Source organism: Janibacter terrae (assembly GCF_039636765.1).
GTDB lineage: Bacteria > Actinomycetota > Actinomycetes > Actinomycetales > Dermatophilaceae > Janibacter > Janibacter terrae.
In genome coordinates, this window is sequence record NZ_CP144167.1 from 389,104 (window position 1) to 415,528 (window position 26,425).

The window sequence follows — 26,425 nt, forward strand, 5'->3', positions numbered from 1 at the left end:
ATCACTTCTTGAGCAGCAGGTCGACGTTCTTGTCGTCGACGAAGGCGGGCCCGGTGAACGTGGGCTGGCCACCACCGACGGAGGCACCCTTGTTGGCGCGCAGCCACAGCGCGTCGACGGCCATGTAGCCCTGGACGTAGGGCTGCTGGTCGACGGCCCACTCGATCTTGCCGTCCTTGATCTGCTGCAGGGCCTCGTCGTTGAGGTCGAAGGTCGCGACCTTGGCCTTGCTGCCGGCCTCGCCCACCGACTTCTGGGCGATGAGGGCGAAGGGGGCACCCAGCGTCAGGACGTGGGTGATCGCCGTGTCGTCCTGCAGCTTGGCGGTGATCGTCGACTGGACGTCGGCCGTGTCGGTGCCCTTGACGTAGATCTTCTCCGACTTGTCGAACGTGGAGGCGACGCCCTTGCAGCGGGCCTCGAGGCCGACGTGACCCTGCTCCTGGATGACGCAGAGGGTCTTGCCCGCCTTCTCCTCGGTGAGCCGCTCGCCTGCGGCCTCGCCGGCGAGCTCGTCGTCCTGCCCGAAGAAGGACAGCACGCCCATGTCCTTCCAGTCCTCCATGCCGGCGTTGAGGGCGACCACGGGGATGTCCGCGCCCACGGCGTTCTCGACATTGCCCTTCATCGCCTCGGGCTTGGCGAGGGTGACGGCGATGCCGTCGACCTTCTTGTCGACCGCCTGCTGCACGAGGGTCGCCTGGCGGGCCCCGTCCGGGTCGGCGGTGTACTCGAGCTTGATGTTGTCCTTCTTGGCCGCGTCCTCCGCGCCGGCCCGCACCTGGTCCCAGAAGGTGTCCCCGGGGGCGGCGTGGGTGACGAGGGCGACGGTCATCTCGGGGGTGTCGGCCTTGCCGCCGGCGGAGTCCCCGCCGGAGTCCGTCTGCTTGCCCCCCGAGGAGGAGCAGGCGGCGAGCGCGAGCGCAGCCATCGCCGAGGTCGTCATGACGCCGACGCGAGTGATGCGTGACATGGGATCTGCCTTTCTCTCGTCCGCCGCGCCGTTGCGGTGGACCGTGGAGGGAGGGGTGCCCGGGACGGGCACCTCGTTCAGCTGTGAGTCTGGCCGCTCTCGTCCGGGTGGTGTCGGAGATCGGCAGGTGCGAGATGTGTTCGTTGTGCGGTCTTGGCCTGCTCGTACCCGGTGCGCGCCCCCTGCGTGCTCGCCAGGTGGCTGACCTCCGCCACCGGCACGTCCCACCAGCTGGCGGAGTCCGGGCCGAAGACCATCGGGTCGGTCTCGACGTGGATGACCACCGGCCCGCCGTCGGCCGGCGCGGCCTTGGCCGCGCGGATGGCCGCGGCGAGGCCCTCGCGGTCGTGCACCTCGATGACGTGGCAGCCGAGCGATCGGGCGTTGGCGGCCAGGTCCACCGGCAGCACCTCCCCGTCGAGCCGACCCGACTGCGCACCCCGCGCCCGGTAGGCCGTGCCGTAGCGCTGGGACCCCAGCGACTCCGAGAGCGACCCGATGGAGTGGAACCCGTGGTTCTGCACGAGCACGACGATGACCTTGGTCCGCTCCTGGACGGCGGTGACGAGCTCGGTGGGCATCATGAGGTAGCCCCCGTCGCCGACCATCGCGAAGACGTCGCGCGTCGGGTCGGCCCAGCGGATGCCGATGGACGCGGGCACCTCGTAGCCCATGCAGGAGTAGCCGTACTCCACGTGGTACGCCCGCCGCTCGCGTACCCGCCACGCCTTGTGCAGGTCACCGGGCATCGACCCGGCCGCGCAGAGCAGGACGTCACGTGGGTCGCTCAGCTCGTTGACGAGCCCGAGGACGGTGCCCTGGGTGAGCCGGCCCTCGGCGAGCGCGTCGGTGACCCGGCGCGAAGGGTGGTGGCTCGCCTCGACCTGCACGTCCCAGTCCGCCCACAGGCGGGCCTGCTCCTCCCGGTACCCGTCGTCGACGGACCAGCCGTCCAGGGCGGCGGCGAGGGCGGTGAGGGCCTCGCGGGCATCACCGACGACACCCAGGCCGGAGTGCTTGGCCGCGTCGAAGGAGCCGATGTTGAGGTTGACGAACCGGACCCCCTCCGCCGCGAAGGCCGTGCGGGAGGCGGTCGTGAAGTCCTGGTAGCGCGTGCCGACGCCGATGACGACGTCCGCCTGCGCCGCGACGGCGTTGGCCGCGGTCGTCCCCGTGGAGCCGACGGCGCCGAGCAGCTGCGGGTTGCCGTGCAGCAGCGAGCCCTTGCCGGACTGGGTCTCGCCCACGGGGATGCCGGTGGCCGCGCAGAGGGCCGCGAGCGCGTCCTCCGCCCCCGAGTGGTGGACCCCGCCCCCGGCGACGATCATCGGCCGGCGGGACCCGCGGATGATCTGGGCGGCGGCGGCGATGCGCGCCGGCTCGGCCGGCGGCCGGGCGATGTGCCAAGCGCGGTCGGCGAAGAGCTCGACCGGCCAGTCGTGCGCCTCGGCCTGCACGTCCTGCGGCAGGGAGATCGTCACCGCACCCGTCTCGACGGGGTCGGTGAGCACCCGCATCGCCGCGAGCAGGATGCTCGGCAGCTGCTCGGGGCGGCGCACCTCGTCGTAGAACCGGGAGAGCGGGCGGAAGGCGTCGTTGACCGTGAGGTCCCCGCCGTGCGGCTGCTCGAGCTCCTGCAGCAGCGGGCCGGCCGCGCGGGTGGCGAAGGTCGAGCTCGGCAGGAGCAGCACCGGCAGCCGGTTGATCGTCGCGAGCGCCGCCCCGGTGAGCATGTTGGTGCTGCCGGGTCCCACGGAGGCGGTGCACGCCCACGTCTGCAGCCGGTCGCGCTGGCGGGCGTAGGCGACGGCGGTGTGGACCATCGCCTGCTCGTTGCGCGCCAGCACGTAGGGCAGGGGCGGCTCCCCGTCCGCCGCGAGCTCCTCCTGGAGGAGCGCCTGCCCGACGCCGGCGACGTTGCCGTGGCCGAAGATGCCGAGGCAGCCCTCGACGAGCCGCTGCCGCTGCCCGTCCCGCTCGCTCCACTGGTGCCCGAGGAAGCGCACCAGCGCCTGGGCCACCGTCAGCCGCACCGTCTCCCCACGCTCGCTGCTCATCGCTGCCCCTCCCAGGTCTCCCGGATCGCCCCGTGGGCGGGGTCGTCGCAGATCAGCCAGACCCGGTCGGGTCCGGGACCGGCCATGACGTTGAGGTAGTACAGGTCCGCGTCGGGCGCGGCCATCGCCGGGCCGTGCCAGCCGTGCGGGACGAGGACGGTGTCGCCGGTCGCGACCTCGACGAGGACGTCGATGTCGCGCCCCTGCGCGCCGTAGACCTGCTGGTACCCGACGGGCTGGCGGCCGTCCGCGCGGTCGGTGCCCCGGGTGACCGGCGCGGCCTGGTCCCCGGCGGTCTGCGTCTCGAAGTAGTAGATCTCCTCCAGCCGGCTCTCCTGCCCGGGCCGGTCGGTGTCGTGCTTGTGCGGCGGGTAGGAGCTCCATCCGCCGGCGGGCGTGACGACCTCGCAGGCGAGGACCTGCTCCGCACCGGGCAGCGTGCCCGGCATCGCGAAGCCGCGGACCTCGCGGCTGCACGCCCCGGCCCCGCGCAGCTCGACGGGCACGTCCGCGGCCGGCACGAGCACGATCTCGCGGCCGCCGCCGGTCGGGTCGTCGACCCGGGCACCGCACAGGGCGATCCGCGCGGGGGCGGCACCCGGGTTGGTCAGCGTGAGGGCGGTCCCGGCCGGCAGGTAGAGGGTGTCGCTCGGCCCGGCGAAGACGCTGGGGCGCCCTGCGAGCACGTGCTCGGCACCCCCGGCGGTCACGGTGACCCCGCCCACGAGGGGCACGACGACGCCCTCCTCGCCGACGAGCTCGTGGTCGAGGGTGGCGCCCGGCTCGAGCACGGCGACGCGCAGCGAGGTGTGCTGCCAGCCCTCGACGGCGTCGGTGATCTCGACGACCCAGGCTCCCCCCTTCGGCGCGAAGGGGTGGAACCAGCGCTCGTTGTCCGCTCCGGTGCGGGGGGTGTGGTTCACGCGGCACCCCCGTGGACGAGGCCGGCCGCGATGTCGACGGCGCCGGCGACATCGCCGTCCGGTGGGTAGAGCAGCGCGCGCCCGACGACGAGGCCGCGCACCTGCGGGAGGGCGAGCGAGCGGCCCCACGCGGCGTACGTGTCGTGCGGGTCGCCCTGCGGGTCACCGCCGAGGAGGAGCGAAGGGAGGGTCGTCGCGTCCATGACCCGCTCCAGCTCGTCGACGACGGGCAGCTTGAGCCAGGTGTGCGCGCTGCTCGCGCCCAGCCCGGAGGCGACCGCGATGGATCTGATCGTGGAGTCGGGGTCGAGCAGGTTGACCACCTTGCCGTCGCGGCGCGCGGACCAGAAGGGCTCGACCATGGCCATCGTCCGCCCGGCGGCCAGCTCGGTGACCGCCCGGGCGCTCGCCTCGAGCGTCGCGGCCGTGGCGGGGTCGTCGAGGGCGATGCGGGTGAGCATCTTGCCGCCGTCCAGCCCGCGGGCGACGATCTCGGCCGCCGTGTAGCCGGTGAAGCGGTCGTCGAGCTCGAACGAGGAGCCTTGCAGGCCACCGCGGTTCATCGAGCCGACGACGACCTTGCCCTCGAGCGCGCCCATGAGGAGCAGGTCGTCGAGGACGTCCGGCGTGCCGAGCACGCCGTCGATCCCGGGCCGCGAGAGGGCGGTCGCCAGTCGGGCGAGCAGGTCGGATCGGGAGCCCATCGCGAAGGCGTCGCCACGCACCCCGAGCGCCCCCCGGGCCGGGTGGTCGGCGGCGACGACGAGCATCCGACCGTCGTCGGCGAGGAGCGGGCGGCGGGTGCGGGCCGCCCAGCCGCGCTCGACGGCGCCCGGGTCGGCGGCACGGACGCCGGTGATCGCGGCCACGTCGACGAAGGGGGTGGTGGCGGAGGTCGGCGTGCTCATGCGGGCGCTCCCTCGGTGGTGCGTCGGGCGAGGGCGTCCTCGACCTCGGCGGTGGTCGGCATCGCGGTGCTGCACTCGAGCCGGGAGGCGACGAGGGCCCCCGCGACGTTGGCGAACTCGAGGATGCGTCGCAGCTCCCTCCCCGCGAGCAGCCCGTGGACGAGCGCCCCGCCGAAGGCGTCCCCCGCGCCCAGGCCGTTCACGACCTCGACGGGGAAGGGCGGCACCTCGACCCGCTCGTCGGCGGTGGCGGCGAGCACCCCCTTCGGTCCCTGCTTGACGACCGCCAGCTCCAGGCCGCGCTCGAGGAGGGCGTCGGCGGCGCGGTGCGGGTCGGTCTCGCCGACGGCGACCTCGCACTCCTCACGGTTGCCGACGGCGATCGTCACGTGCTCGAGGGCACGGCCGACCTCGGCGCTCGCCTCCTGGGGCGTGGACCAGAACATCGGCCGGTAGTCGAGGTCGAGCACGGTGTGGCGGGCTCGGCCCCGTGCCGCCCAGGCGACGTGGTGGGCCGCGCGGGAGGGCTCGGCGCACAGACCCGTGACGGTGGCCCAGAAGACCCGCGCCCCGCGGATCTCCTCGAGCGGCAGGTCGGCCTCGGTGAGCATGAGGTCCGGCGCGGTCGGCCAGCGGTAGAAGTACAGCGGGAAGTCGTCCGGCGGGTGCACCTCGCAGAAGGTCACCGGCGTCGGCGGGCCGTCACCCTCGATGGGGGTGATGAACTCGCCCGCGACACCGAGCCGCTCGGCCTCGGCGCGCACGTACCGCCCGAAGGCGTCGGCCCCCGTCTTGGTGACGAGCGCGGCCCGCAGCCCGTACCGCGCGGCAGCGACGGCGACATTGGTCGCGGACCCGCCGAGGAACTTCTCGAAGGTGCGCACCTCTTCCAGCGGCACCCCGTGGTCCAGGGGGTAGATGTCCACCCCGGTCCGGCCCATCGTCACGAGGTCGTACATCAGCGCGTCCCCTCCGCGATCGACGTCAGGTGCGCGACCGACTCCCGGACGTCCGCGACGGGGTCGGCGGCCCCCTTCGCCGTAGCGGGGTCGGCGGGGTCGCCCGCGAGGACCGTGTCCTGCTCGAGCACGTACCAGCCGTCGTACCCGGCCCCCTCGAGCGAGCGGACGATGGCGGCGATGTCGACGTCGCCGCGTCCGAGGGCCACGTACATGCCGGCCGCGACGGCCTCGGTGTAGCCGGCCGCGCCGTCCTGCACCTTGCGCGCCCAGGCGAGGTCGACGTCCTTGAGGTGGACGTGGGCGATCCGCTCGGGGTGCTCCTGCGCGACGCGGACCGGGTCGCCGCCGCCGATGAGGAGGTGCCCGGTGTCGAGGCACAGCCCGATGCGGGACCCGGCGAGCACGCGGTCGGTCTCCCAGCCGGACTCGACCATCGTGCCGACGTGCGGGTGGAGGGTGGCCGTGAGCCCTTGTGCCGCAGCGGCATCCGCGATCCGGTCGAGGTTGCGCAGCAGCGTCGCCCAGCCGGCGTCGTCGAGCTCGGGCCGGGCGTCGTACCCCTCCGCCCCCGTGGCGGCGGCGATGACGACGGTGGTGGCCCGGGCGGCGACGAGGCCCGCCATCGCGGTCTCCACGGTGGGAAGGGGGTCGACCCCCGGGTCGTGCAGGACGACGGGGACGAACTGGCCGACGGCGGCCAACCCGTACCGGGCGAGCGTCCCCGCCTTGTCGGCCGGCGAGTCGGGCAGGAAGCCGTCGGGGCCGAACTCGGTCGCGGCGATGCCGAGCTCGCGCATCTGCGCCAGGACGGTCGCCGGCTCGTGCTGCCAGCCCCAGCCGGGCACCTCGCAGACGCCCCAGGAGATGGGCGCGGCGGCGATGCGCTCGGTGAGTGGGGTGCGGGTCTGGGTCATCGTCACAGTCCTTCGATCTCGGTCAGGTCGACGGGGCGGCGCTGCGTGCGCGAGAGCTCGCAGGCCTCGGCGGTGCGGTACGCCGCGAGGGCGTCGGCGATGGTGCAGGGGCTCGGCACGCGACCGGCGGCCACCTCGCAGAAGGTCGCCAGCTCGGTCCGGTACGCGGGGCGGAAGCGGTCCATGAAGGACCAGTGCTGGGGGCCGCGGGGGAAGTCGACGTCCGCCTCGGCGCTGAACATCGGCAGCGAGTGGTCGAGGCCCACGGCGATCGTGCCGAGCTCCCCCATGACCTCCATGCGCACGTCGTGGCCGCCGCCGTTGTAGCGGGTCGTCGACATGAGCACGATCGTGTCGTCGTCGAGGGTGAGCACCGCGGCGCCGGTGTCGACGTCACCGGCGTCGGCGAAGAAGTCCGCGCCCTTGTTGGAGCCCACGGCGTACACCGAGGCGATCTCGCGCCCGGTGACGAAGCGGATCGCGTCGAAGTCGTGGACGCCGCAGTCGCGGAAGATGCCGCCCGAGGTCGGGATGAACTCCGCCGGCGGCGGGGCCTGGTCGTGGGTCGTGGCGCGGATGGTGTGGACGAAGCCCAGCTCGCCCGAGGCCACCGCCTCGCGCGCCCGGCGGAACCCCGCGTCGAGGCGCCGCTGGTGCCCGATGTGCACCGGGGTGGCGCTGTCGGCCTCCAGGCGGGCCAGCTCGATCGTCTCCACGAGCGAGGCCGCGACCGGCTTCTCGCAGAAGGTGGGGACGCCTGCGGCGATCCCGGCCCGGATCCACTCGGCGTGCCCCGGGGTCGCCGTCGCGATGACGAGCCCGTCGAGCCCGGCCCCCAGGAGCTCGCCCGGGGTCACGGTCTCCACCGTGGCGTCCGGGTGCCCGACCCGCAGGTCCTCCGCCACCCGCGCGACCGTCGCCGGCCGGGCGTCGCTGATGACGAGGCTCGTCAGGGCCGGGAGGCCGAGCAGGGTGTCGGCATGGAAGGCACCGATCCGGCCGAGGCCGATGAGACCGATCCGCATCGCGGGGGACGCTCCTTTGCGTAGGTGGCCGCGCACCGTGGCGCGAGGTTGCGCGCAACTCTTCCCCACCCTTCGTCCTGCTGTCAATGCTTTGTCAGGACATATGTACGTCATGCCTCGCTGACGTCCTGGGCGTATGCTCCCCGCATGCCAGCGCTGCAGCTCGACGTGGTCATCGACCGCGGGTCGCCCGTCCCGCTGTACCACCAGCTCGCGGAGCAGCTGACCGAGGCGATCGACGACGGCCGGCTCCAGCCCGGGGACCCCTTCGAGAACGAGATCGCCCTCGCCGGACGGCTGGGCCTCTCCCGCCCCACCGTGCGCCGCGCGATCCAGGAGATGGTCGACCAAGGGCTGCTCGTGCGGCGCCGGGGGCTCGGCACGACCGTCGCCAACCGCAAGGTGCACCGCCGCGCCCGGCTGTCCTCGCTCTACGACGACCTCGAGGCCGAGGGGCGCGAGCCGCGCACCGAGGTCGTCGAGATCGAGCTGCGCACCGACGAGCGGGCCGCCGCGGCGCTCGACCTCGACGCCGACACCGAGATGCTCTCGATCGTGCGGGTGCGCTCCGCCGGCGACCAGCCGCTCGCCCTCATGCACAACTGGCTGCCGCCGGCGCACGCGGACATCTCGCGGGAGGACCTGCAGGAGCAGGGCCTGTATGCGCTGCTGCGCCGCCGCGGCGTCAAGCCGGTCGTCGCCCGCCAGTCGATCGGGGCCCGGATGCCGACGGCCGCCGAGCGCCGCTCCCTCGGGATGCGCTCGGGCCAGCCGGTGATCACGATGACCCGGATGGCCTTCGACGCCTCCGGCGCCGCCATCGAGTTCGGCGACCACGCCTACCGGGCCGAGGACTACACGATCGACCTCATGCTCGACGAGCGCTGACCGCAGCCCCCTGCATTGCCCTAGGGGAATGCAACTTCTTGACGTCGAGAGAGTGCATTGCCGTAGGGGACTTCAGGTCACCAGGGCTTGTCGACGCCCCCGTCGTTGCCCTTGTCGCGGGCCTCCTTGTCGCGGCGGTTCTCTTCCGACTCCTGCTGGCCGTTCTGGTTGCGCTCCTGCAGCTCCTTCTTCTTCGGGTCCTCCTCCTCGCCCGAGCCGTCCTGCTCGTCCTCACCCTTCTTCGGGTCCTCGCCACCGCCGTCGTCCGGCTGCTTCTGGCCGGTCTGCTCCTCGAGCTTGTCCTTGGCCTCCTGCTGCTTGCGGCCCGCCTCGCCCTCGTTGCCGTCGTCGGACCCGTCGAGGCACCCTTCCGGTCCTTCCTCGATGAGCTTCAGCGCCTCCTGCGCGAAGGCCTTCTCGCCCGCCGGGTCGCCGGCCTCCTTGGCCTTGTCGGCCTGCGCGGAGACGGTCAGCACGAGGTTGGTCCGGACGGTGCAGTCGTCCTGCGGGTCGTCGGTGCGCGAGAGCGCCAGCTCGAGGTCCTCACGACCCCCTTCGAGGTCGCCCTGGACGGACCGTCCGGTGCCCTCGACGAAGGGGGCGCGCCACCGCTCGACGATGTTGAGCACGCCGAGCTTGTCGGCGGCGTCGCGCATGCCCTGCCCGTCGTCGCGGCCGTGGGCGTCCTGGGCCTGCCCGATGAAGACCGGCAGGGTGAGGAAGCGGATCGCGAGGACGATCAGGACGATGGCCGGGAGCACCGTCGCCCAGATGAGGCGCCGCCGTCGTCGCAGTCGGGGTTCGGTGGGTGTGCTCATGCCGTGGCCCTCCGCAGTCGGCCGATCTCACGGGTCGTGATGAAGAGGTCGACGAGGAGCAGCAGGGACATCACCGTGGCGAGGACCCACACGAGCGAGGTGTACGTCTCGATCGCCGCACCGGCGCCCTCGACGGTCGTGCCGGGGTCCGCGTCCTCCAGGGCCGGCCCGATGTCGCCGCCCGTGCGGTGCGTGTAGGGCACGCCGAGCTGGTCGGCGACCTCCTTCAGCCGCTGCTCGTCGATCGTGCTGACACCGGGGTTGCCCTGGGCGTCCTTGACGTCCTCGCCGGGGGTCCCGTCCGCGGACGTCGTCGCCATGCGGCCGCCCTTGTCGCTCCCGTACCCGAGCACGGCGCCACCGTCGACGAGGTCGGGCAGGTCGAAGGGGGCGGGCTCCTGCGCCGCGGTCTGCTCGCCGTCGCCGAGGTAGAAGACGATGCGCGAGCGCTCCGGCTGGCGCTCCTTGGCGCCCTCCAGGGTGGTGCGCAACCGCTCCTGGGCGATCGTGATCGAGGACCCGCCGGAGTACAGGCTGTTCTCCGGGCGCAGGTTCTCGGCGGCGGTCTTCAGCGCCTGGGTGTCCGTCGTGAGCGGCATGACCACGCGGGCCGTGTAGTCGAAGGTGATGATCGAGAAGCGCGCCCCCGGCATCTCCGCCTGGATCTTCGCGATGTCCTCGCGGTAGCCCTCGAGACGCGTGCGCTCGCCGTCGTGGTCGCGGGCCATCGACGAGGTCGTCGTGTCGACGACGAAGAAGACGTTGACGTCCGAGGAGGCCTGCCGCGCGATCGAGCCGCTGACCGCGGGTCCAAGGAGGGCGAGGACCATGACGAGGGCGGTGACCAGTCGCAGGACCCACCGCGGGCGGTGACGCCCGTCGGCGAGGACGCGCCAGCCGGTGAAGCCGACGAGCAGCAGGCCGGCGACCACGACCAGGGGCCACGGGATGACGGGGTGCAGGCTCATCGGCGCCACCACCACAGGAGCGGGTAGAGCACGACGAGGCCGAGGAGGCCGAAGCTCAACCAGAGCGTCGGCAGGTCGGTGCGCACGTGGACCGGTGCGACGTCGGGCAGGCGGGCAGCCTCGAGCTCCTCGATGTTGCTCGTGACCTCCTCGGTCGCACCGGCCTGGTCGAGCCCCCACGTGCGGCCGCCGGTCCGCTCCGTCGCCGCGGACAGCGTGGAGTGGTTGGCGCCGTAGGGCTGCGGGTTGAGGGCGTAGACGCGCACCTTGCGCTCGACGGCCAGGTCGGTCGCCTCGCCGAGCGAGTACACGCCGTCGCCGTGCACCTCGTTGTCCGTGCCGAGGATGATCGCCCGCGGTCGCTCCTGGTCGAGGTGGTCGAAGTTGAGCACGCAGCTGGCGAGACCGTCGCCGACGAGCGAGCTGGCGAGGATCTTCTGGTTGAAGGTGCCGTCGATCGGGTTGTACTCGCCCTCGCCGCCGAAGAGGCTGAACCCGTCGGCGTAGCCCTTGAGCTGCTCCTCGACGAGCTCGTAGTCGTCGGTGAGGGGGAAGGCGGTCACCGCCTGGTTGTTGAAGAGCACGAGGCCGATCCGCTCCCCGCGGAAGCGGCCGACGATCTCGGCGAAGTCGTTGAGCACCGCCTGGTCGGTCGTGAACATGGACCCGGAGACGTCGAGGCAGAGCATGATGTCGCGGTTGTTCTTCTCCGGGTCGATGGTCTCGGTCGTGCCGGGGCGACCGGCGGCGACGGCCAGGGGCAGGACGGTCAGCCCGATGACGGCGGCGATGCCGAGGAGGCGCACCCGTTGGCGCGAGATCGCGGCGCGGTAGGCCGGCAGGCGGGTGAGGCGGGCCGAGTGGGCGACGAGGACGGCGTCCTTGGCCGCTGTGTCGCGCCCGGCCAGCCACCAGCCGAGCCCGGCGACGACGAGCAGGACGAGGACGATGAGCAGGGTGAGCCACCACCAGGTCAGACCCATCACGACCACCCCCCGACGACGTCGCGGGCGGCGCCGGCCGAGCGGGTGAAGCTCGGCGGGTCGGCCTCGTCGGCACCGAACTGGCGCGGGTAGTACTCCTCGATGAGCGCCGCGAGATGGGCGGGGCCGCGCTCGCGCAGGTCGGCCGCGGTCATGATCTCGGCCTTGAGCCCGCTGGCCCTGCTGACGAATCCGCGCACGATCTTCGACAGCTCGTGGTGCCCCCTTCGTGCCGTGATGTCCTCGGCCCGCACCCTGGCCTCGACCTCGTCGATGCGGGTGAGCGCGTCGCGGCGCAGCTTGGCGAGCGCGGACGGCGGCAGGCTGCCGTGCAGCTCGGGGTCCTCCGGGCGGCGGGTGAGCAGCCAGATGGCGACGGCCCAGATCAGCAGGCCGAAGAGGATGAAGCCTCCGAGGACCGGCCAGGTGACCGCGTAGCCCTGGGGCGCGAGGTAGATCGGGTCAGCGTCCACGGCGTCTCTTCTCGAGCATGCGCACGATCATCGGCACGACCTCGTCGGTGTGGCCGGCGCGCGCGGAGGAGACGTCGGTGCGCCGCAGCATCGCGTCGACGTCGTGCCGACGGGTGCTCTCCGCCTGCCGGAAGGCGGTGGCGAGCGCGCGGTCGGCGGCGAGCAGGTCGGGCAGCGGGTGGTCGGACGCGACATCGCGCACGAGGGTCTCGGGGGCGAGGGCCAGCGGGTCGAGGTCGGCGATGTCGACCCACAGCACCTCGTGCCGCAGGCGGAGCGTGCGGAGGGTGTCCTCGACTGCGGCCGGCTCCACCCCGTCGTCGGCGATGACGAGCACGACCTTGCGCCCCTTGACGTTGCGGGTGATGTGCCGCAGCAGCCCCGGCAGGTCCGACGAAGGGGAGTCGGCCTGGGAGAGCGTCATCGCCTCCTGCAGGAGCAGCTCCAGGTGGCCCTCCGAGCTGCGCGCCCGGGTGGCGTGGATGCGCCCGGGAGCACCGCTGATCATCGACACGTCGTCGCCGTGCCGGACGGCGAGCCAGCCGAGCACCCCGGCGGCGAGGACCGCGACGTCGCGCTTGGGCTCGCCGCCCGCCGCGGTCGCGGCCATCTCGCGGCCGGCGGGCATGACGATGATGAGCGAGAAGTGCCGCTCGGCCACGTACCGCTTGATGAGCATCGAGCCGTGGCGGGCCGACGCCCGCCAGTCGATGTCGCGGATGTCGTCGCCGACGGCATAGGCGCGCAGGTCGTCGAAGTCCATCGAGCGACCCTTGTGGACCGAGGCGTAGCCGCCGTCGAGCAGCGCCACCGAGCGTCGCCGGACGTGGATCGACAGCTTGCCCTTGACCTTGTGGACGAGACGCGTCATGGCGTCCTAGGGGGTGCGGACGGCGCGCACGACGGCGTCGATGATCGTCTCGACGCGCACGTCGTCGGCGGTGGCCTCGTAGGTGAGCAGGACGCGGTGGCGCAGCACGCGATGGGCCAGGTGGCGCACGTCCTCGGGGATGACGTGGTCGCGCCCCTGCAGCAGCGCGGAGGCGCGGGCGGCCTTGGCGAAGGCGATCGAGGCGCGCGGGCTGGCCCCGATCTCGACGTAGCGGGCCAGCTCGGGTGGCATGACCTTGCCGGGGGTCCGGGTCGCCGCGACGATGAAGGTGATGTAGTCGAGGATCGCCTTGTCGAGATAGACCGACGCGGCCAGGCGCTGCAGTTCGCGAGCGTCGGCGATGTCGATCATCGCCCGCTCGGGCTGGTCGAAGACGCCGGCGTCGATGCGGCGCACGACCTCGACCTCCTCGGCCGGGCTGGGGTAGTCGAGCAGGTCCTTGAGCATGAACCGGTCGAGCTGGGCCTCGGGCAGGACGTAGGTGCCCTCCTGCTCGATGGGGTTCTGCGTCGCGAGGACGAGGAAGGGCTCCGGCACCTTGAAGACCTGGCCGCCGATGGAGGTCTGGCGCTCCTGCATCGCCTCGAGCATCGCCGACTGGGTCTTGGCCGAACTGCGGTTGATCTCGTCGAGCAGGACGAAGTTGGCGTGCACCGGTCCGAGCTGGGTGACGAACTTGCCCGTGCTCGCGTCGTACACCTGGGTGCCGACGATGTCGCTCGGCAGCAGGTCCGGGGTGCACTGGATGCGCTTGAACGACCCGCCGATCGCCGTCGCGAGCGCGTGCGCCGCGGTCGTCTTCGCCAGACCGGGGACCGACTCGAGCAGGACGTGGCCGCTCGTCAGCAGACCGATGAGCAGGGTCTCGCGCAGCCGACGCTGGCCGACGACCTTGGACTCGAAGCCCTTGTCGACCAGGGCGACGAGGCTGCGAGCCCGCTCGAGGTGGTCCTGGCTGATCCTGCTCGCTGGCGGCACGTACGTCCCCTTCGATCCTGTGGTCCTGATGTCGCGGTCACTCTACGGACCGCGGGCGGCCACGGCACCGGGGAGCACTCCCCCGAGACTCGGCCCATGGCCGCAATGTGGCCCCGATAGCCGACCTGGCCCGAGTCTCGCGGGGCGGGGCGACCTAGGGTCGGGGGCATGACCTCCGAGCCCGGCACCCCGATGACGGTGCGGGCCGGGCCGCGAGAGGTCCTCGCCCTGGCCGTGCCGGCCTTCCTCGCGCTCGTCGCCGAGCCGCTCTTCCTCATGGTCGACGCCGCGGTCGTCGGTCGTCTCGGCGTGATCCCGCTCGCCGGGCTCGGCACCGCGAGCTCCGTGCTCCTCACCGCGGCAGGCGTCTTCGTCTTCCTCGCGTACGGCACGACGAGCGTCGTCGCGCGGCAGTACGGCGCCGGGTCGACGCGCGGCGCGATCGAGCTCGGCACCGGCGGGATCTGGCTCGCGGGAGGCCTGGGGCTCGTCGTCGCGGCGGTCGTCGGCCTCGGGGCCCGGCCGCTCGCCGGTGCCTTCGGCTCGTCGCCGCAGGCGCTGGACCAGGCCGTCGTCTACCTGCGCGTCAGCGCGCTCGGCCTGCCCGCGATGCTCCTCGTGCTCGCGGCGACCGGCATCCTGCGCGGCCTGCAGGACACCCGGACCCCGCTCGTCGCCTCGGCGGCGGGCTTCGGCGCCAACGCCGTGCTGTCGGTGGTGCTCGTCCACGGCGTCGGCCTCGGGATCGCCGGCGCCGCGTGGGGCACGGTGATCGCCCAGTGGGGCATGGCCGTGGCGCTGCTCGCGGTCGTGGTGGGCCGGGGACGAGGCGTGGGGGCCTCCCTTCGCCCCCATGTCGGGCGGGTCGTCGACGCCGCGCTCGACGGCGCGCCCCTGCTGGTCCGCACGCTCGCGCTGCGCGCGATCCTGCTGCTCACGGTCTGGGTCGCGGCCGGCTTCGGTGACGTGCCGCTCGCCGCGTACCAGGTCACGACGACCGTCTGGTCGCTGCTCGTCTTCGCCCTCGACGCCCTGGCCATCGCCGGGCAGGCGCTCACCGGGGCCGCGCTCGGCAGCGGTGACGCGAAGGGGGCGCGCGCCGCCACCGCCTTCATGGTCCGGTGGGGCCTCTGGGGCGGGGTCGGCCTCGGGCTCGTCCTCGCCGCGCTGCACCGGGTGCTCCCCGCGCTCTTCACCGACGACCCGCAGGTGCGCGGCGCCATCGCCGCGGGGCTGCTCGTCGTCGCGCTCGCCCAGCCGCTGTCGGGCTACGTCTTCGTCGTCGACGGGGTGCTCATCGGCGCGGGCGACGGCCGCTGGCTCGCCGGGTCGATGGCCCTCGTCCTGCTCGCCTACCTCCCCGTCATCTGGTTGGCAAGGACCCTCGGCGACGGGCACGGGCCCGAGGCCGCCGTCGTCACCCTGTGGCTCGCGTTCACCGCGTTCATGGCGATCCGAGGTGGCTTCATGGCCTACCGGGTCCGCGGCGACGCCTGGGCGGTGACCGGCGCCCGCCGCTGAGTCGAGGTATCTCCGGTCGAGGTATCTCGGACCGGACAGACCGTCGCAGATACCTCGAACCGCGGGGTCAGGCGACCGAGGGCCGGGTGCTGTCGGCGTACGAGTACCAGCCGGCGTCGGCGAGCGCCTCGGCGATCCGGCGGCGGCCGGCCGCACCCTCGGCGGTGACGACCGCCAGCTCGGACGGACGAAGGGGGGTCAGCGCCAGCGCCCGGACCCGCCCGCCCTCGACGTCGAAGGCCTGGCCGCGGCCCGGTAGCTCGACGCCCACGAGGGCACCGAGGCGACCCTCGGCCACCCAGTCGGCGGGCGCGTCGCCGGCGGAGAGCTCGAGGGAGAGCAGGTCGTGGGAGGCGAGCGCCTCACCCAGGCTGGTGCCGGCACCGGCGATCGCGCCGGCCGCCTCCTCGAGCGCGGTGGCGAGCCACCGCCCTTCGCCCTCGGGCCCCTCGACCAGCTCGCGGCCCTCGACGTAGACCTCGACCCCGAGGCCGGGCGCGGCGGACTCCCCTTCGTCACCCGAGGGGTCGCTGAGGCCGTCGGTCGCGACGACACCCGAGTGCGCGGTGACGACGTGCAGGTAGGCAGAGGAACCGGTCGGCCACAGCGCCGGCTCGTCGGCGTCGCCCAGGGGACCGCGCTGCGCGCCCAGCTGGCCGACGCCGCGCCAGAACTCGTCGCGGCGCTCACGGATCCGGTCGGTCTGCTCCATCGAAGTCACCCCTGCATCCTGCCCGCTGCCCGGCACCGGTGGAAGACCGGGGCCGGGCAGCGGACGAGGTCGAGCGGGTCAGCTCGTCGTCAGGCGGAAGCGGAAGTCCGCGTGGTCGCCCTCGCCCCAGACGGCGAATCCGGCGGACTTCAACGCCCCGAGGTTGGCGCGCTCCTCGTCGCCGAGGTCCTCGCCGAAGAGCTCGACGGCCTTGGCGATGTCGAGGTACCCCACGCTGCCGGCCTTGTCGGCGTCCGGGACCGCGTCCCTGAAGGCGTCGGCGGCCGCGAGACCGGACCCGGTGGCGACCTGGTCGGCGTAGCCGGCATCGGTCGAGACGACCGTCCGGTTGCCGTCGGCATCCTTGACCGTCAGCTGGGGCGTGCCGCCCGTGCCGGTGGTGCTGCTGTTGACGGAGGCGACGAGCTTGTCGATGAGCCCGCGGTCACCGTTGGTCACCAGGGCGACCTTGGGGGTGTCCGCGTCCGGCCCGACAGCGAGGCTCGTCTCGCTCCCGACCGCCTTGGCGAGGTCATCGGGCACGGAGAGACCGGTCTCCTGGGTGAAGGAGTCGATCCCGTCCTGCCAGTCCTCGCCGAGGCTCCCCCTCGCGCCCTTGTCGAACTGGGGCCAGGCCTTGCGGATCGACTCGTCCAGGCCGGAGATCGACAGTGCGGCGAAGGTGTCGGCCGGCAGGTCGCCGACCGCGGTCCCGTCCCCGGCGGGGACGCTGCCGTCGGGCAGGCCGTTGGCGCGGCCGGCGATCTCGAGGGTCGGTCCGTCGAAGCGGATCGCGGCGGCGTAGCGGCCCACCGGCTCGGAGGTGGTGGAGACACCGGTGCCGAGGGCGCCCAGGAGCTGCTGCGCCCTGTTCGCGTCCATCCAGCCGGTGACGAGGCCGTCCTCGCCGAGGTCCTCCATGTCCTGGGTGAAGCGGTCGTCCTCGGCGAGCGGGCTGTCCTGGGCCTCGTCGACCGCCGTGTCGACGACCGACTGCTCCTCGCCGCAGATCGCGAAATCGGGCTGGACGGAGCAGTAGCCACCGGTGCCGGTCACCTTCGACAGGCCCCGGCGGGCGGCGTCCTCGTCGGTGCTCGCCAGTGCCACGACGACACCGGGCTCGCTCGAGCCGTCGGTGGGCGGGAGGACCGCGACGCCGAAGCGCTGGCCGAGCCAGGGCTCGACGTCCTGCGCGTAGTCGACGCCCTCGAGCCCGCCGTCCTCCTTGATGGCGTCGAAGAGCTCCTGGCGCAGGTCGCTGCCCTCGTCGATGTCGGCGAGCTCGTCGCGGGCGCCGGGGAACTTGCGGGCGAAGCGGAAGGCGTCGACCTTCTGGTCGGCGGACGGGTCGAGGTCGACCTTGGCGAAGGCGATGGCGGTCGCCGGCAGGGCCGTCTCCGGCTGGGGGCCGCCGCCGTTGATCTTGCCGTAGGCGAAGAGCGCGCCGCCGCCGAGGAGACCGAGGGAGAGGACACCCGCGACACCGAGGGCGCCCCACCTGAGGGCCCTGCGGGAGCTCGGGGCCGGCTGGGGCGGGGGCTGGTGCCCCCACTGGCCGGGCTGCTGCTGGACGCCGGGGTACTGCGGCGGGACGCCCGGGTACTGCCCGTGGACGGGCTGTCCGAACCCGGGCTGCCCGTACCCGGGAGGCGGTGGGGGTTGGCCGCCGGGCGCGGGTGGCTGGCCGAAGGGCGGCTGGGTCATGATCTCTCCCCGGGTCGTGACGAAGTCTTGGCATGAACCTTACGGTTCGATGACCCTCCGTGGACATGGGGAGGACTACCCACGACGACGGGGGGCCCACCGTGATGGTGGGCCCCCCGTCGGGATGTGACCGGACTCAGCCGGCGACGACGTCGAGGCTGACCTTCGCCTGGACCTCGGGGTGCAGGCGCACGAGCGCCTCGGCCGGGCCGACCGACTTGATCGGCGTCGGGATCTCGATCGTGCGACGGTCGAGCTCCGGGCCACCGCCGGCCTTGACGGCCTCGGCGACCTCGCGGCTCGTCACGGCGCCGAAGAGGCGACCGGACTCGCCGGCGTGGGCGGCGATGGTGACCTTCTGCGACTCGAGGTTGCCCTTGATCGAGGTCGCCTCCTCGAGGGACTTCACGGCGCGAGCGGCGCGGCCGGCGGCGAGCGCCTCGACCTGCTTCTGCGCACCCTTGGTCCACGCCTCGGCGAGGCCGCGACGGTAGAGGAAGTTGCGGGCGTAACCCGGCTTGACGTCGACGACGTCACCGGCGGTACCGAGGCCGGAGACCTCGTGGGTGAGGATGACCTTCATGTCTGCTCCTGGATTCTTCGCGGCCGCGGATCAGCGGTTGGACGAGGAGTAGGGCAGCAGGGCCATCTCCCGGGCGTTCTTGACAGCGGTCGCGATGCGGCGCTGCTCCTGGACGGACACGCCGGTGACGCGACGGGCACGGATCTTCCCGCGGTCGGAGATGAACTTGCGCAGCAGGTTCGCGTCCTTGTAGTCGATGTTCTCGACCTTCGCCGCCTTGAGCGGGTTGGCCTTCTTCTTGGGCTTGCGCACTACGGGCTTGGCCATCGTGGTGCTCTCCTTCGGTGTTCACGAGAGCCCGAGGTTGGTCCTCGGGATGGGGGTGTTGTCTGGTGCTCGGGCGGACCCGGGCGTGAGGGATCGATCAGAAGGGGGGCTCGTCGTAGCTGGGCGCGTTGCCCCAGCCACCGCCACCCTGGCCGCCGCCCTGCGGGGCGCCACCTTGGGCGGGAGCCTGCTGGCCGCCGAAGCCGCCACCCTGCGGGGCGCCCCCCTGCTGGCCGCCGGTCGCCCACGGGTCCTCCTGCTGGCCGCCGAAGCCGCCGCCGGAACCACCCTGCTGGCCACCGCCGCCCCAGGAACCGCCGCCGCCCTGGCCGCCGCCACCGCCGCGCTGGGTCTTCGTCACCTTGGCGGTGGCGTAGCGCAGCGACGGGCCGACCTCGTCGACCTGCATCTCCATGACGGAGCGCTTCTGGCCGGTCTCCTTGTCCTCCCACGAGCGGGAGATCAGGCGACCGGTCACGACGACCCGGGTGCCACGGGTCAGGGACTCCGCAACGTTCTCGGCGGCCTCGCGCCACACGGAGCAGCGCATGAAGAGCGTCTCCGCGTCCTTCCACTCGTTCGTCTGGCGATCGAACGTGCGGGGGGTCGAGGCAACGGTGAAGTTGGCCACTGCGGCGCCACTCGGGGTGAACCGGAGCTCCGGGTCAGCCGTGAGGTTGCCGATAACGGTGATGGGGGTCTCGCCTGCCATGGGTTTCCTTCTCGATCGGTGATCGTCTCAGGTGAGTCCGTCGGCATGCACCGACGGACCGGGGGTCGAGGCTGTCTCAGGCCTCGATGCGCATGAGCTTGGTCCGCAGGACCTGCTCGGAGAGACCCAGCTGGCGGTCGAGCTCCTTGCTCGTCGCCGGCGTGCAGGTCAGGTTGGCGACGGCGTAGAGGCCCTCTGCCTTCTTGTTGATCTCGTAGGCGAGACGACGACGGCCCCAGTGGTCGATCTTGTCCACGCTGCCGCCGTCCTTGGTGACGACGGTGAGGAACTTGTCGAACAGCGGCTGGACGGCCCGCTCGTCGGTCTCGGGGTCGAAGATGACCATGAGCTCGTACTGACGCATGCTGATAACCCGCCTCCTTCGGTCTGTGCGGTCACGGTCTCTCCGTGACAGGAGGGTTTGTGCATCGGTCCCCGGGCACGCCGTCAGGACGACGACGACACGGGAGACACCCGAGGGTATCGGCTGCACTCCCTTCGCACCAAAGCGTGCACCCGGGCGACGGGCCGCTCAGACGGTGACCGGCTCCTGTGGACGCTCGTCGTCGACCGTCGGGGTCTGGGGACGAAGGGAGGGCGCCGGGTTGTCGACCGGCGTGTACCAGACGCTCCACAGCAGGAAGCCCCACGCCATCGCCCGGCCGAGGACGATGACGGCGTACCACGGTGCGGGCAGGCCCGTGTCCGGGTCGGACGCCGCACCGATGTGCAGCCACAGCGCGGTGGCGTGGACCGCCTCGACGGCGACGAAGCCGAGGTGGGTGCGCCACGAGACGCCCGCGAGGATCGCCAGCGGCAGCACCCACAAGGCCGCCTGCACCGGCACCGAGGCTCCGGTGAGCGCCACGAGCGGGACCGTGAAGGCGGCGACCTGCGCCCACGTCGCCGGTCGCCAGGCGCGGCGGGCCATGAGCACACCCGCCCAGGTCGCCGCGGCCCAGCCGACGAGGGCGAAGAGGGGCGCGACCCGGCTCGGCAGGGGGTGGCCCGCGAGCTCGGGGATCATCAGGACCGAGCCGTAGCCGGGCTTGCCGCCCCACCACGCGCGCAGCGGTCCGGTGGCGATCTCCGGGGAGGCGAGCGCGAGGACGAGACCGACGGCCAGGGCGGTGCCGAGCGCCACCGCGACGGTGCGCACGGCGTCCTCGACGTGCCCGACGCGGCGCGCGGCGACGACCAGCGCGACGGCGACCATGCCGACCCAGGCGTGCCCGAGCAGGGCCACGCCCAGGAGGACGCCCGCGAGGACGGGGCGCCGCGTCCAGTCGGCGAGCATCGCGGCCAGCACGAGGGTGACGACGACCATGTCCGGCGAGAGCAGCGCCGCGACGACGTGGACCGGCGAGAGGGCCAGCTGGGTCGCCAGGTCGAGGCGCTGGGGGCGCATCCGCCCGAGGCACCACACGGCGACGACGAGGCAGATCGCGATGAGCAGCGTCCAGGTCGTCAGGTACCAGCGGGTGTCGGTCAGCCAGCCCCCGGTGTCGGGGATGAGCCCGCCGACGAGGGACATCAGCCCGGACAGGAGCGGCATCTGCTCGAGGCGGATCTCGCCGGCGAGCCACCCGCCGATGCCCCGTTCGAGCCCGCCGAGCTGGTACTGCGCCGGCAGGTCGGAGAAGCACCCGCGCCAGAACTGGTCGTCACCGTTCCAGCCGGTGCCGATGCAGTGGCCTTGGCGCAGCACGGCCCCGGCGAGCGGGACCATGCTCAGCGCCGCGACCAGCGGCAGCACCCGTCCCAGTGCGAGCTGCCGCGGAGCGACCCGGCGACCCATGGGCCCGCCGAGCAGCTCGCTCGCGTCCTCGGGCAGCAGGTCCCGCGGGGTCGACTCGCGGGGCACCTACTCCCCCTGCCCCGTCCCGCGGCCACCACCCGTGGGCCGCGGGATGGTCGGCAGCGACGTGGTCGTCGGCGTCGTCGTGGTCGTCGGCGGCGGTGGCGGCGGCGGCGTGGAGGTCGTCGTCGGCGGCGGCGGCGGCGGCGTGGAGGTCGTCGTCGGTGACGGCGGGGTGGTGCTCGTCGTCGTGCTCGAGGAGGTGCTGGACGAGGAGGAGGAGCTCGTGCTCGTCGAGGACGGCGTCGACGTGGTCGTCGTCGTGGTGGTGCGCGGCGTCTGGGAGGTCGTCGTCGGCACGGGCTCCGGGGCCTGCGTCGTCGTCGTGATCGGCGGCGGCGCGTCGGTGGGCCCGTCGGTCTGCGGCCGGTACTTGACGTTGCCCGGCGGTGGCAGCTTCCTGACCGGCTCGCCCTCGAGGGCGCCGATCATGAAGTCGGTCCACATGCGGGCCGGGACCGTGCCGCCGGTGATCTCGCCGTACCCGCCGAGGTTCACCAGCTGGTTCTTGTCGACGAGCCGCCCGTCGCCCTTGTACATGCCGACGGCAGTGGCCAGCTGCCCCGGGGTGAAGCCGTCGAACCAGGCGGCGTAGTTGTTGGACGTCGTGCCGGTCTTGCCCCCCACCGGGCGGCCCAGGTCGGCCACCGTCGGGTACCCGGTGCCCCCGGGCTGGCCCACCTGGCTCATCGCCTGGATCGCGTCGCGGGCGACGTCCTGCGGGAACGCGCGGCGCACGTCCTTCTTGACCTTGTAGTCCAGCTCGTACTCGCCGGTGCTCTTCACCGAGGAGATGTAGTACGGGGTGGCCCGTCGTCCCTCGGCCGCGATGGTCGCGTAGGCGTTGGCCATGTCGATGACCCGCACGGCGTCCGTGCCGAAGACATTGCCCGGCCCGGTGGAGATCCCGGTGCGCTTGTCACCGTTCCACGCGACGACGCCGGAGTCCTTGGCCGACTCGGCCGTCGACCTCGCCCCGGCGGCGAGGTTGAGCTGGGCGTAGTACGTGTTGACCGACTTCTGCGTCGCGGTGCGCATGTTGACCGGTCCGTACGACGTGTTGCCGTAGTTGACGACACCCCCGGCGCGCTGGATCGCGGTCGCGTCCTTGCCGTCGTAGATGAACGCCTTGTCGTAGTACGGGCTCGCCCCGCTGTACGTCGTGTAGAGCGGGATCCCCTTGCGCAGGGCGGCGATCATCGTGAAGGGCTTCATCGTCGAGCCGGCCTGCATCTTGCCGTCGACGGCGGAGTTGAAGTAGCCGTAGCGGCCCTTGCCGAAGCGGGAGCCGCCGTACATCGCGCGGATCGCGCCGTCGCCCGGCTGGATGGCCGCGAGGCCGATGTGCAGGTCGGAGGTCCGCTCGCCGGTCGGCCGGTTGTCCTCGACCGCCTCACGGGCGGCGCGCTGCGCCTTCTTGTCGATCGTCGTGACGATCTTGAACCCGCCCCGGTCGATGTCGGCGTCGGAGAGCTCGAGCTTGCTGCGCAGCTCGGTGCGCACCTCCTCGGTGATGAAACCGATGTCGCTCGAGGGCGACTGGGAGCGTTTGGGCGCCTTGACCTTCGGGAACTTCTGCTTCGCGCGCTCGGCGGGCGTCATCCAGCCCTTCTCGACCATGCCGTCGAGGACGTAGGCCCACCTCCCCTTCGCCAGGGTGGTCTGCTCCTGCCCGAGCGAGGGGTCGTAGAGCGAGGGACCGCGGATGACGCTGGCCAGCAGGGCGCCCTCGGAGGCCGAGAGGTCCTCGACGTCCTTGCCGAAGTAGGCCTGCGAGGCGGTCTGGATCCCGTCGGCCCCGCGGCCGAAGTAGATGGTGTTGAGGTAGTTGGCGAGGATCTCGTCCTTGCTCAGCTCGCCGTCGATCTTCACCGAGATGAGGATCTCGCGCGCCTTGCGCTCGATCGTCTGGTCCTGGGTGAGGAAGTAGTTCTTCACGTACTGCTGGGTGATCGTCGAGCCGCCACCGCGGTCCTCCCCGGCCAGGGCCCCGCTCACCGCGCGGAAGATGCCCTTGGGCGAGATGCCCCGGTTGTCGTAGAAGGAGCGGTCCTCGGCGGCGATGAACGCGTGCTGCACGTCGTCGGGGATCGCGTCGAGCTCGACGGCCTCGCGGTTGACGGTGGCGATCCGGTCCATCTCCGTCGTGCCGTCGGAGTAGTAGATGACCGAGGCCTGGGCGACCGCGCGGTCGTTCGGCTCGGGGATGTCGGTCATGAGGTACGCGATGACGACGGCGACGATCCCGAGGGCGACGAGGGCCGCGAGGCCCAGGAGCACCTTGTGCAGGAGCCCGCGGCCTCGTCGTCGTGGGCCGCCGCCACGCGCGGTCGACGAGCGCCGGCGGCGGACCTCGGCGCGGGTACGGGGGGAGTTGGACATGGGGACCTCGTGTACTGCGGGATCGGGGGGAGACGCGCCACCAGTATGGCTGCTGCTCACGGCGCGTCACGACGAAACTCGATGTATCTCCCCGATACATCGAGTACGATCAACGGGCACCACCCACCGAGCGGTGCACCGAGATCAGGGACGAAGGGAGGGCACGTGCGCCGCAGGGAGATGCTCGAGTTCGCCGTGCTCGGCCTCCTCCACGAGAGCCCCCTGCACGGGTACGAGCTGCGCCGGCGGCTCAACACCGGCCTCGGCGCCTTCCGTGCCCTGTCCTTCGGCACCCTCTACCCGTGCCTGGCCAGCCTGCAGGGCCAGGGCCTCGTGAGCGTCGACCGCGACGAGCCCCGCGCCACCAGCAGCCGTCGGCAGCGGATCACCTACACGATCACCGACGCCGGGCGCGAGGCCTTCGCCGCGCTCGCCGGCCGCACCGACCCCGGCAGCTGGGCCGACGAGGCCTTCGACGTGCGCGTCGCCTTCTTCGCCCGCACCGAGCGCGAGGTGCGCGTGCGCATCCTCGAGGGCCGCCGGGCGCGCCTCGCCGAGCAGCTCGCCGCGATGCGCGGCGCCGAGGGCCCGAGCCGCGGGGACCGCTGGACCGCCGCCCTTCGTGCCCATGACGAGGACGCCGTCGAGCGCGCGCTGCGCTGGCTCGACGACCTCCTCGACGCCGAGCGCCGCACGCCCCTCGTGCGCCCCGGCTCCCTGAGCGACCCGACCCACCCCGCCTTCAACCCGCCCCCCACCAAGGAGAACCCATGACCGCCATCCGCGTCGCCATCGTCGGCGTCGGCAACTGCGCGAGCTCGCTCGTCCAGGGTGTCGAGTACTACAAGGACGCCGACCCGCAGGGCACCGTCCCCGGTCTCATGCACGTGAAGTTCGGCGACTACCACGTCTCCGACGTCCAGTTCGTCGCCGCCTTCGACGTCGACGACAAGAAGGTCGGCAAGGACCTCTCCGAGGCGATCAACTCCTCGGAGAACAACACGATCAAGATCGCCGACGTCCCGACGTCCGGCGTCACGGTCCAGCGCGGCCCGACCCTCGACGGCATCGGCAAGTACTACGCCCTGACCATCGACGAGTCCCCCGCCGAGCCGGTCGACGTCGTCCAGGCGCTCAAGGACGCCGAGGTCGACGTCCTTGTCAGCTACCTGCCCGTGGGCTCGGAGGAGGCCGACAAGTTCTACGCGCAGTGCGCGATCGATGCGGGTGTCGCCTTCGTCAACGCCCTGCCCGTCTTCATCGCCTCCGACCCCGAGTGGGCCAAGAAGTTCGAGGACGCCGGCGTCCCGATCATCGGCGACGACATCAAGAGCCAGGTCGGCGCGACGATCACGCACCGCGTCATGGCCAAGCTCTTCGAGCAGCGCGGCGTGGTCCTCGACCGCACCTACCAGCTCAACGTCGGCGGCAACATGGACTTCAAGAACATGCTCGAGCGCGAGCGCCTGGAGTCGAAGAAGATCTCCAAGACGCAGGCCGTGACCTCCAACCTCGACGGCCCGCTGGCCGGCGTCGGTGCGGACGACCGCAACGTCCACATCGGCCCGTCCGACTACGTCGCGTGGCTCGACGACCGCAAGTGGGCGTACGTGCGCCTCGAGGGCCGCGCCTTCGGCGACGTCCCGCTCAACCTCGAGTACAAGCTCGAGGTCTGGGACTCGCCGAACAGCGCCGGCATCATCATCGACGCCATCCGCGCGGCCAAGATCGCCAAGGACCGTGGCATCGGGGGCGCCTTGCTCTCCGCGAGCAGCTACCTCATGAAGTCCCCGCCGGAGCAGCGCGAGGACACCGAGGGCCGCGTCAAGCTCGAGGCCTTCATCGCAGGCACCGAGGAGCGCTGATCCGGACCCGGGTACCTGCCGGCCGACCGCTCCACTAACCTCGGTGGCATGGGTCACAGAGTCGAGTCAGAGCTGGTCGCCAACGTCCTCGCCGTACAGGTCGCGGCCGACCAGGTCGTCGCGGTGGGCGACGAGCTCGTGCTCCTCGAGTCGATGAAGATGGAGATCCCCGTGCTGTCCGACCGCTCCGGCCGCGTCCTGGAGGTCAAGGTCTCCCCGGGGGACGTCGTCCAGGAGGGCGAGGTCCTCGTCGTCATCGACGACTGAGCTCGTCCGGGCATGACGAAGGGGGCGGGTCCGACCGCGTGGTCGGGCCCGCCCCCTCGCGTGCGCGTTACGGCGATCAGGCGCCCACGGACTTGGACTTGTCGTCCTGGCGGTCCGCGTTGTTGTTCGCCTTCTGCGAGTACTCCTCGAGCGACTGCTGGGCGTTCTGCAGCTGCCGCGCGGCGTCCTGCCAGTCCTGGCCGAACTGGTCGGAGTCGTGGCCGAGCCAGTTCTCCGCCAGCGTGCCGGCCTGGGTGGTGCCGTTGCTGATGATCTCGTTGACCTTGCCGGCCTCCGTCTTCAGCTTCGCGGCGATGTCCCTGATCCGCTCGACGTCCATCGCGTGATCCATGGCCATGTCAGTTCTCCTTCAAGTCTTGGTGTGTGGGGGGGGTGTGCTCGGGTGGGTCAGGCGTACTCGTTGGAGGCCGACTCCTGGCCCGCGATGTCCCGGTTGAGCTGCTGCTCCAGCGCCTCGAGGAGACCGACGATCTTCTCGAGGTTGGGACGGTGGTTGCTCTCCCACTCGGTGACGAACTGCTCGGAGTCCGGGCCGTTCCAGTTCTGGTCGGCCTCGTTGACCTGGGTGTTGACCGAGGTGATGACGTTGTTGAGGTCTTCCTTGAGCTGAACCCACTTCGGGAGCTCGCCCTTGACGGTGTCGAGGTTCATACCGAGCCAAGCCATGTTGTCCTCCTGCGATCGGGTGGTGCGTGGTCTGTGGTGGTTCGCGGGCCGTGTCCCTGCCCGACTGCTGCCAACACTAGGGAAGGAACCGCGCCGCGGTACATG

Annotated in this window: 28 protein-coding genes; 5 read left to right on the top strand and 23 right to left on the bottom strand. The window is 72.2% G+C overall.

Going from position 1 to position 26,425, the window contains the following annotated elements:
* Window position 1: 1 nt before the first annotated feature.
* The 7 genes from V3C34_RS01970 to V3C34_RS02000 all read right to left on the bottom strand — a co-directional run bounded on the left by V3C34_RS01970 (window position 2) and on the right by V3C34_RS02000 (window position 7,762).
* Window positions 2-973, bottom strand: a complete 972-nt coding sequence (locus V3C34_RS01970) for a substrate-binding domain-containing protein (protein WP_068425954.1) — start codon at window positions 971-973, stop codon at window positions 2-4.
* A gap of 77 nt (window positions 974-1,050) precedes the next feature.
* Complete coding sequence (gene iolD, locus V3C34_RS01975) at window positions 1,051-3,030, bottom strand: 3D-(3,5/4)-trihydroxycyclohexane-1,2-dione acylhydrolase (decyclizing) (protein ID WP_346007933.1); 1,980 nt, start codon at window positions 3,028-3,030, stop codon at window positions 1,051-1,053.
* Entirely contained in the window at window positions 3,027-3,953 is a 927-nt protein-coding gene (gene iolB, locus V3C34_RS01980; protein WP_068327800.1) for a 5-deoxy-glucuronate isomerase, read from the bottom strand. The genes iolD and iolB overlap by 4 nt, the downstream gene beginning before the upstream one ends.
* On the bottom strand, window positions 3,950-4,861 hold the full coding sequence (locus tag V3C34_RS01985) for a Cgl0159 family (beta/alpha)8-fold protein (RefSeq protein ID WP_346007934.1): 912 nt from the start codon (window positions 4,859-4,861) through the stop codon (window positions 3,950-3,952). The genes iolB and V3C34_RS01985 overlap by 4 nt, the downstream gene beginning before the upstream one ends.
* On the bottom strand, window positions 4,858-5,820 hold the full coding sequence (gene iolC, locus V3C34_RS01990) for a 5-dehydro-2-deoxygluconokinase (RefSeq protein ID WP_346007935.1): 963 nt from the start codon (window positions 5,818-5,820) through the stop codon (window positions 4,858-4,860). The genes V3C34_RS01985 and iolC overlap by 4 nt, the downstream gene beginning before the upstream one ends.
* Window positions 5,820-6,737, bottom strand: coding sequence for a TIM barrel protein (locus V3C34_RS01995; RefSeq protein ID WP_346007936.1), 918 nt, complete (start codon window positions 6,735-6,737; stop codon window positions 5,820-5,822). Before V3C34_RS01995 ends, iolC begins: the two co-directional genes overlap by 1 nt.
* A gap of 2 nt (window positions 6,738-6,739) precedes the next feature.
* Window positions 6,740-7,762: a Gfo/Idh/MocA family protein gene (locus V3C34_RS02000; protein WP_346007937.1), complete on the bottom strand. Its 1,023-nt coding sequence runs from the start codon at window positions 7,760-7,762 to the stop codon at window positions 6,740-6,742.
* A 147-nt stretch (window positions 7,763-7,909) separates the two neighbouring features.
* Between V3C34_RS02000 and V3C34_RS02005 the strand changes: the two genes are divergently transcribed.
* Complete coding sequence (locus V3C34_RS02005; RefSeq protein WP_068425932.1) at window positions 7,910-8,650, top strand: GntR family transcriptional regulator; 741 nt, start codon at window positions 7,910-7,912, stop codon at window positions 8,648-8,650.
* A 77-nt stretch (window positions 8,651-8,727) separates the two neighbouring features.
* Here the strand turns inward: V3C34_RS02005 and V3C34_RS02010 are convergent, their stop codons facing one another.
* The 6 genes from V3C34_RS02010 to V3C34_RS02035 are packed head-to-tail and all read right to left on the bottom strand — an operon-like array spanning window position 8,728 to window position 13,762.
* Window positions 8,728-9,468 carry a hypothetical protein gene (locus V3C34_RS02010; protein ID WP_338539119.1) on the bottom strand — a complete coding sequence of 247 codons (741 nt, stop codon included), beginning with the start codon at window positions 9,466-9,468 and terminating at the stop codon, window positions 8,728-8,730.
* Complete coding sequence (locus tag V3C34_RS02015; RefSeq protein WP_082817270.1) at window positions 9,465-10,436, bottom strand: vWA domain-containing protein; 972 nt, start codon at window positions 10,434-10,436, stop codon at window positions 9,465-9,467. Before V3C34_RS02015 ends, V3C34_RS02010 begins: the two co-directional genes overlap by 4 nt.
* Window positions 10,433-11,419 (bottom strand): VWA domain-containing protein, encoded by a 987-nt coding sequence (locus V3C34_RS02020; protein ID WP_170307643.1) that lies wholly within the window; start codon window positions 11,417-11,419, stop codon window positions 10,433-10,435. The genes V3C34_RS02015 and V3C34_RS02020 overlap by 4 nt, the downstream gene beginning before the upstream one ends.
* Window positions 11,419-11,892 (bottom strand): hypothetical protein, encoded by a 474-nt coding sequence (locus V3C34_RS02025; protein ID WP_346007938.1) that lies wholly within the window; start codon window positions 11,890-11,892, stop codon window positions 11,419-11,421. Before V3C34_RS02025 ends, V3C34_RS02020 begins: the two co-directional genes overlap by 1 nt.
* The gene (locus tag V3C34_RS02030) at window positions 11,882-12,763 is read right to left on the bottom strand and encodes a DUF58 domain-containing protein (RefSeq protein ID WP_068327769.1); all 882 of its coding nucleotides are present in this window, start codon (window positions 12,761-12,763) and stop codon (window positions 11,882-11,884) included. The genes V3C34_RS02025 and V3C34_RS02030 overlap by 11 nt, the downstream gene beginning before the upstream one ends.
* Window positions 12,764-12,769: 6 nt before the next feature.
* Window positions 12,770-13,762, bottom strand: coding sequence for an AAA family ATPase (locus tag V3C34_RS02035; RefSeq protein ID WP_068327766.1), 993 nt, complete (start codon window positions 13,760-13,762; stop codon window positions 12,770-12,772).
* Window positions 13,763-13,930: 168 nt separating this feature from the next.
* Here V3C34_RS02035 and V3C34_RS02040 point away from each other — a divergent pair, with 168 nt between their 5' ends.
* Window positions 13,931-15,283, top strand: coding sequence for an MATE family efflux transporter (locus tag V3C34_RS02040; protein WP_346007939.1), 1,353 nt, complete (start codon window positions 13,931-13,933; stop codon window positions 15,281-15,283).
* A gap of 67 nt (window positions 15,284-15,350) precedes the next feature.
* On the opposite strand, the gene V3C34_RS02045 is transcribed toward V3C34_RS02040, so the two are convergent.
* From V3C34_RS02045 to V3C34_RS02080, 8 genes are all read right to left on the bottom strand, one after another.
* Entirely contained in the window at window positions 15,351-15,995 is a 645-nt protein-coding gene (locus V3C34_RS02045; protein WP_346007940.1) for a hypothetical protein, read from the bottom strand.
* A gap of 78 nt (window positions 15,996-16,073) precedes the next feature.
* Window positions 16,074-17,699, bottom strand: coding sequence for a DUF3352 domain-containing protein (locus V3C34_RS02050; protein ID WP_346007941.1), 1,626 nt, complete (start codon window positions 17,697-17,699; stop codon window positions 16,074-16,076).
* Between the two features lie 136 nt (window positions 17,700-17,835).
* Window positions 17,836-18,282, bottom strand: a complete 447-nt coding sequence (gene rplI / locus V3C34_RS02055; RefSeq protein WP_068327754.1) for a 50S ribosomal protein L9 — start codon at window positions 18,280-18,282, stop codon at window positions 17,836-17,838.
* Between the two features lie 30 nt (window positions 18,283-18,312).
* Complete coding sequence (rpsR, locus tag V3C34_RS02060; RefSeq protein ID WP_007925814.1) at window positions 18,313-18,549, bottom strand: 30S ribosomal protein S18; 237 nt, start codon at window positions 18,547-18,549, stop codon at window positions 18,313-18,315.
* A 97-nt stretch (window positions 18,550-18,646) separates the two neighbouring features.
* Window positions 18,647-19,261: a single-stranded DNA-binding protein gene (locus V3C34_RS02065; RefSeq protein WP_068327750.1), complete on the bottom strand. Its 615-nt coding sequence runs from the start codon at window positions 19,259-19,261 to the stop codon at window positions 18,647-18,649.
* A gap of 76 nt (window positions 19,262-19,337) precedes the next feature.
* A complete protein-coding gene (gene rpsF / locus V3C34_RS02070) occupies window positions 19,338-19,625 on the bottom strand; it encodes a 30S ribosomal protein S6 (RefSeq protein WP_068327747.1) in 288 nt (95 codons plus the stop codon).
* Window positions 19,626-19,793: 168 nt separating this feature from the next.
* Window positions 19,794-21,125 carry a hypothetical protein gene (locus tag V3C34_RS02075; RefSeq protein WP_346007942.1) on the bottom strand — a complete coding sequence of 444 codons (1,332 nt, stop codon included), beginning with the start codon at window positions 21,123-21,125 and terminating at the stop codon, window positions 19,794-19,796.
* Window positions 21,126-23,501, bottom strand: coding sequence for a transglycosylase domain-containing protein (locus tag V3C34_RS02080; protein WP_346007943.1), 2,376 nt, complete (start codon window positions 23,499-23,501; stop codon window positions 21,126-21,128).
* Window positions 23,502-23,666: 165 nt separating this feature from the next.
* Between V3C34_RS02080 and V3C34_RS02085 the strand changes: the two genes are divergently transcribed.
* Genes V3C34_RS02085 through V3C34_RS02095 form a run of 3 tightly spaced genes read left to right on the top strand, consistent with a single transcriptional unit; the run spans window position 23,667 to window position 25,633 of the window.
* Entirely contained in the window at window positions 23,667-24,275 is a 609-nt protein-coding gene (locus tag V3C34_RS02085; RefSeq protein WP_245634838.1) for a PadR family transcriptional regulator, read from the top strand.
* Window positions 24,272-25,366, top strand: a complete 1,095-nt coding sequence (locus tag V3C34_RS02090; RefSeq protein WP_068425903.1) for an inositol-3-phosphate synthase — start codon at window positions 24,272-24,274, stop codon at window positions 25,364-25,366. The genes V3C34_RS02085 and V3C34_RS02090 overlap by 4 nt, the downstream gene beginning before the upstream one ends.
* A gap of 48 nt (window positions 25,367-25,414) precedes the next feature.
* A complete protein-coding gene (locus V3C34_RS02095) occupies window positions 25,415-25,633 on the top strand; it encodes a biotin/lipoyl-binding carrier protein (RefSeq protein ID WP_068327732.1) in 219 nt (72 codons plus the stop codon).
* A gap of 76 nt (window positions 25,634-25,709) precedes the next feature.
* On the opposite strand, the gene V3C34_RS02100 is transcribed toward V3C34_RS02095, so the two are convergent.
* Together V3C34_RS02100 and V3C34_RS02105 are read right to left on the bottom strand one after the other, a co-directional pair.
* Window positions 25,710-25,991, bottom strand: coding sequence for a WXG100 family type VII secretion target (locus tag V3C34_RS02100; RefSeq protein WP_068327729.1), 282 nt, complete (start codon window positions 25,989-25,991; stop codon window positions 25,710-25,712).
* A 50-nt stretch (window positions 25,992-26,041) separates the two neighbouring features.
* Complete coding sequence (locus V3C34_RS02105; protein ID WP_169702017.1) at window positions 26,042-26,320, bottom strand: WXG100 family type VII secretion target; 279 nt, start codon at window positions 26,318-26,320, stop codon at window positions 26,042-26,044.
* Window positions 26,321-26,425 lie beyond the last annotated feature (105 nt).

Excerpts from the sequence above, each read along its gene's own strand:
- V3C34_RS01970 (WP_068425954.1), bottom strand. The coding sequence starts at position 973 with ATGTCACGCATCACTCGCGTCGGCGTCATGACGACCTCGGCGATGGCT.
- iolD (WP_346007933.1), bottom strand. The coding sequence starts at position 3,030 with ATGAGCAGCGAGCGTGGGGAGACGGTGCGGCTGACGGTGGCCCAGGCG.
- V3C34_RS01985 (WP_346007934.1), bottom strand. The coding sequence starts at position 4,861 with ATGAGCACGCCGACCTCCGCCACCACCCCCTTCGTCGACGTGGCCGCG.
- iolC (WP_346007935.1), bottom strand. The coding sequence starts at position 5,820 with ATGTACGACCTCGTGACGATGGGCCGGACCGGGGTGGACATCTACCCC.
- V3C34_RS01995 (WP_346007936.1), bottom strand. The coding sequence starts at position 6,737 with ATGACCCAGACCCGCACCCCACTCACCGAGCGCATCGCCGCCGCGCCC.
- V3C34_RS02000 (WP_346007937.1), bottom strand. The coding sequence starts at position 7,762 with ATGCGGATCGGTCTCATCGGCCTCGGCCGGATCGGTGCCTTCCATGCC.
- V3C34_RS02005 (WP_068425932.1), top strand. The coding sequence starts at position 7,910 with ATGCCAGCGCTGCAGCTCGACGTGGTCATCGACCGCGGGTCGCCCGTC.
- V3C34_RS02010 (WP_338539119.1), bottom strand. The coding sequence starts at position 9,468 with ATGAGCACACCCACCGAACCCCGACTGCGACGACGGCGGCGCCTCATC.
- V3C34_RS02015 (WP_082817270.1), bottom strand. The coding sequence starts at position 10,436 with ATGAGCCTGCACCCCGTCATCCCGTGGCCCCTGGTCGTGGTCGCCGGC.
- V3C34_RS02020 (WP_170307643.1), bottom strand. The coding sequence starts at position 11,419 with ATGGGTCTGACCTGGTGGTGGCTCACCCTGCTCATCGTCCTCGTCCTG.
- V3C34_RS02030 (WP_068327769.1), bottom strand. The coding sequence starts at position 12,763 with ATGACGCGTCTCGTCCACAAGGTCAAGGGCAAGCTGTCGATCCACGTC.
- V3C34_RS02040 (WP_346007939.1), top strand. The coding sequence starts at position 13,931 with ATGACCTCCGAGCCCGGCACCCCGATGACGGTGCGGGCCGGGCCGCGA.
- V3C34_RS02045 (WP_346007940.1), bottom strand. The coding sequence starts at position 15,995 with ATGGAGCAGACCGACCGGATCCGTGAGCGCCGCGACGAGTTCTGGCGC.
- V3C34_RS02050 (WP_346007941.1), bottom strand. The coding sequence starts at position 17,699 with ATGACCCAGCCGCCCTTCGGCCAGCCACCCGCGCCCGGCGGCCAACCC.
- rplI (WP_068327754.1), bottom strand. The coding sequence starts at position 18,282 with ATGAAGGTCATCCTCACCCACGAGGTCTCCGGCCTCGGTACCGCCGGT.
- rpsR (WP_007925814.1), bottom strand. The coding sequence starts at position 18,549 with ATGGCCAAGCCCGTAGTGCGCAAGCCCAAGAAGAAGGCCAACCCGCTC.
- V3C34_RS02065 (WP_068327750.1), bottom strand. The coding sequence starts at position 19,261 with ATGGCAGGCGAGACCCCCATCACCGTTATCGGCAACCTCACGGCTGAC.
- rpsF (WP_068327747.1), bottom strand. The coding sequence starts at position 19,625 with ATGCGTCAGTACGAGCTCATGGTCATCTTCGACCCCGAGACCGACGAG.
- V3C34_RS02080 (WP_346007943.1), bottom strand. The coding sequence starts at position 23,501 with ATGTCCAACTCCCCCCGTACCCGCGCCGAGGTCCGCCGCCGGCGCTCG.
- V3C34_RS02090 (WP_068425903.1), top strand. The coding sequence starts at position 24,272 with ATGACCGCCATCCGCGTCGCCATCGTCGGCGTCGGCAACTGCGCGAGC.
- V3C34_RS02095 (WP_068327732.1), top strand. The coding sequence starts at position 25,415 with ATGGGTCACAGAGTCGAGTCAGAGCTGGTCGCCAACGTCCTCGCCGTA.
- V3C34_RS02100 (WP_068327729.1), bottom strand. The coding sequence starts at position 25,991 with ATGGCCATGGATCACGCGATGGACGTCGAGCGGATCAGGGACATCGCC.
- V3C34_RS02105 (WP_169702017.1), bottom strand. The coding sequence starts at position 26,320 with ATGGCTTGGCTCGGTATGAACCTCGACACCGTCAAGGGCGAGCTCCCG.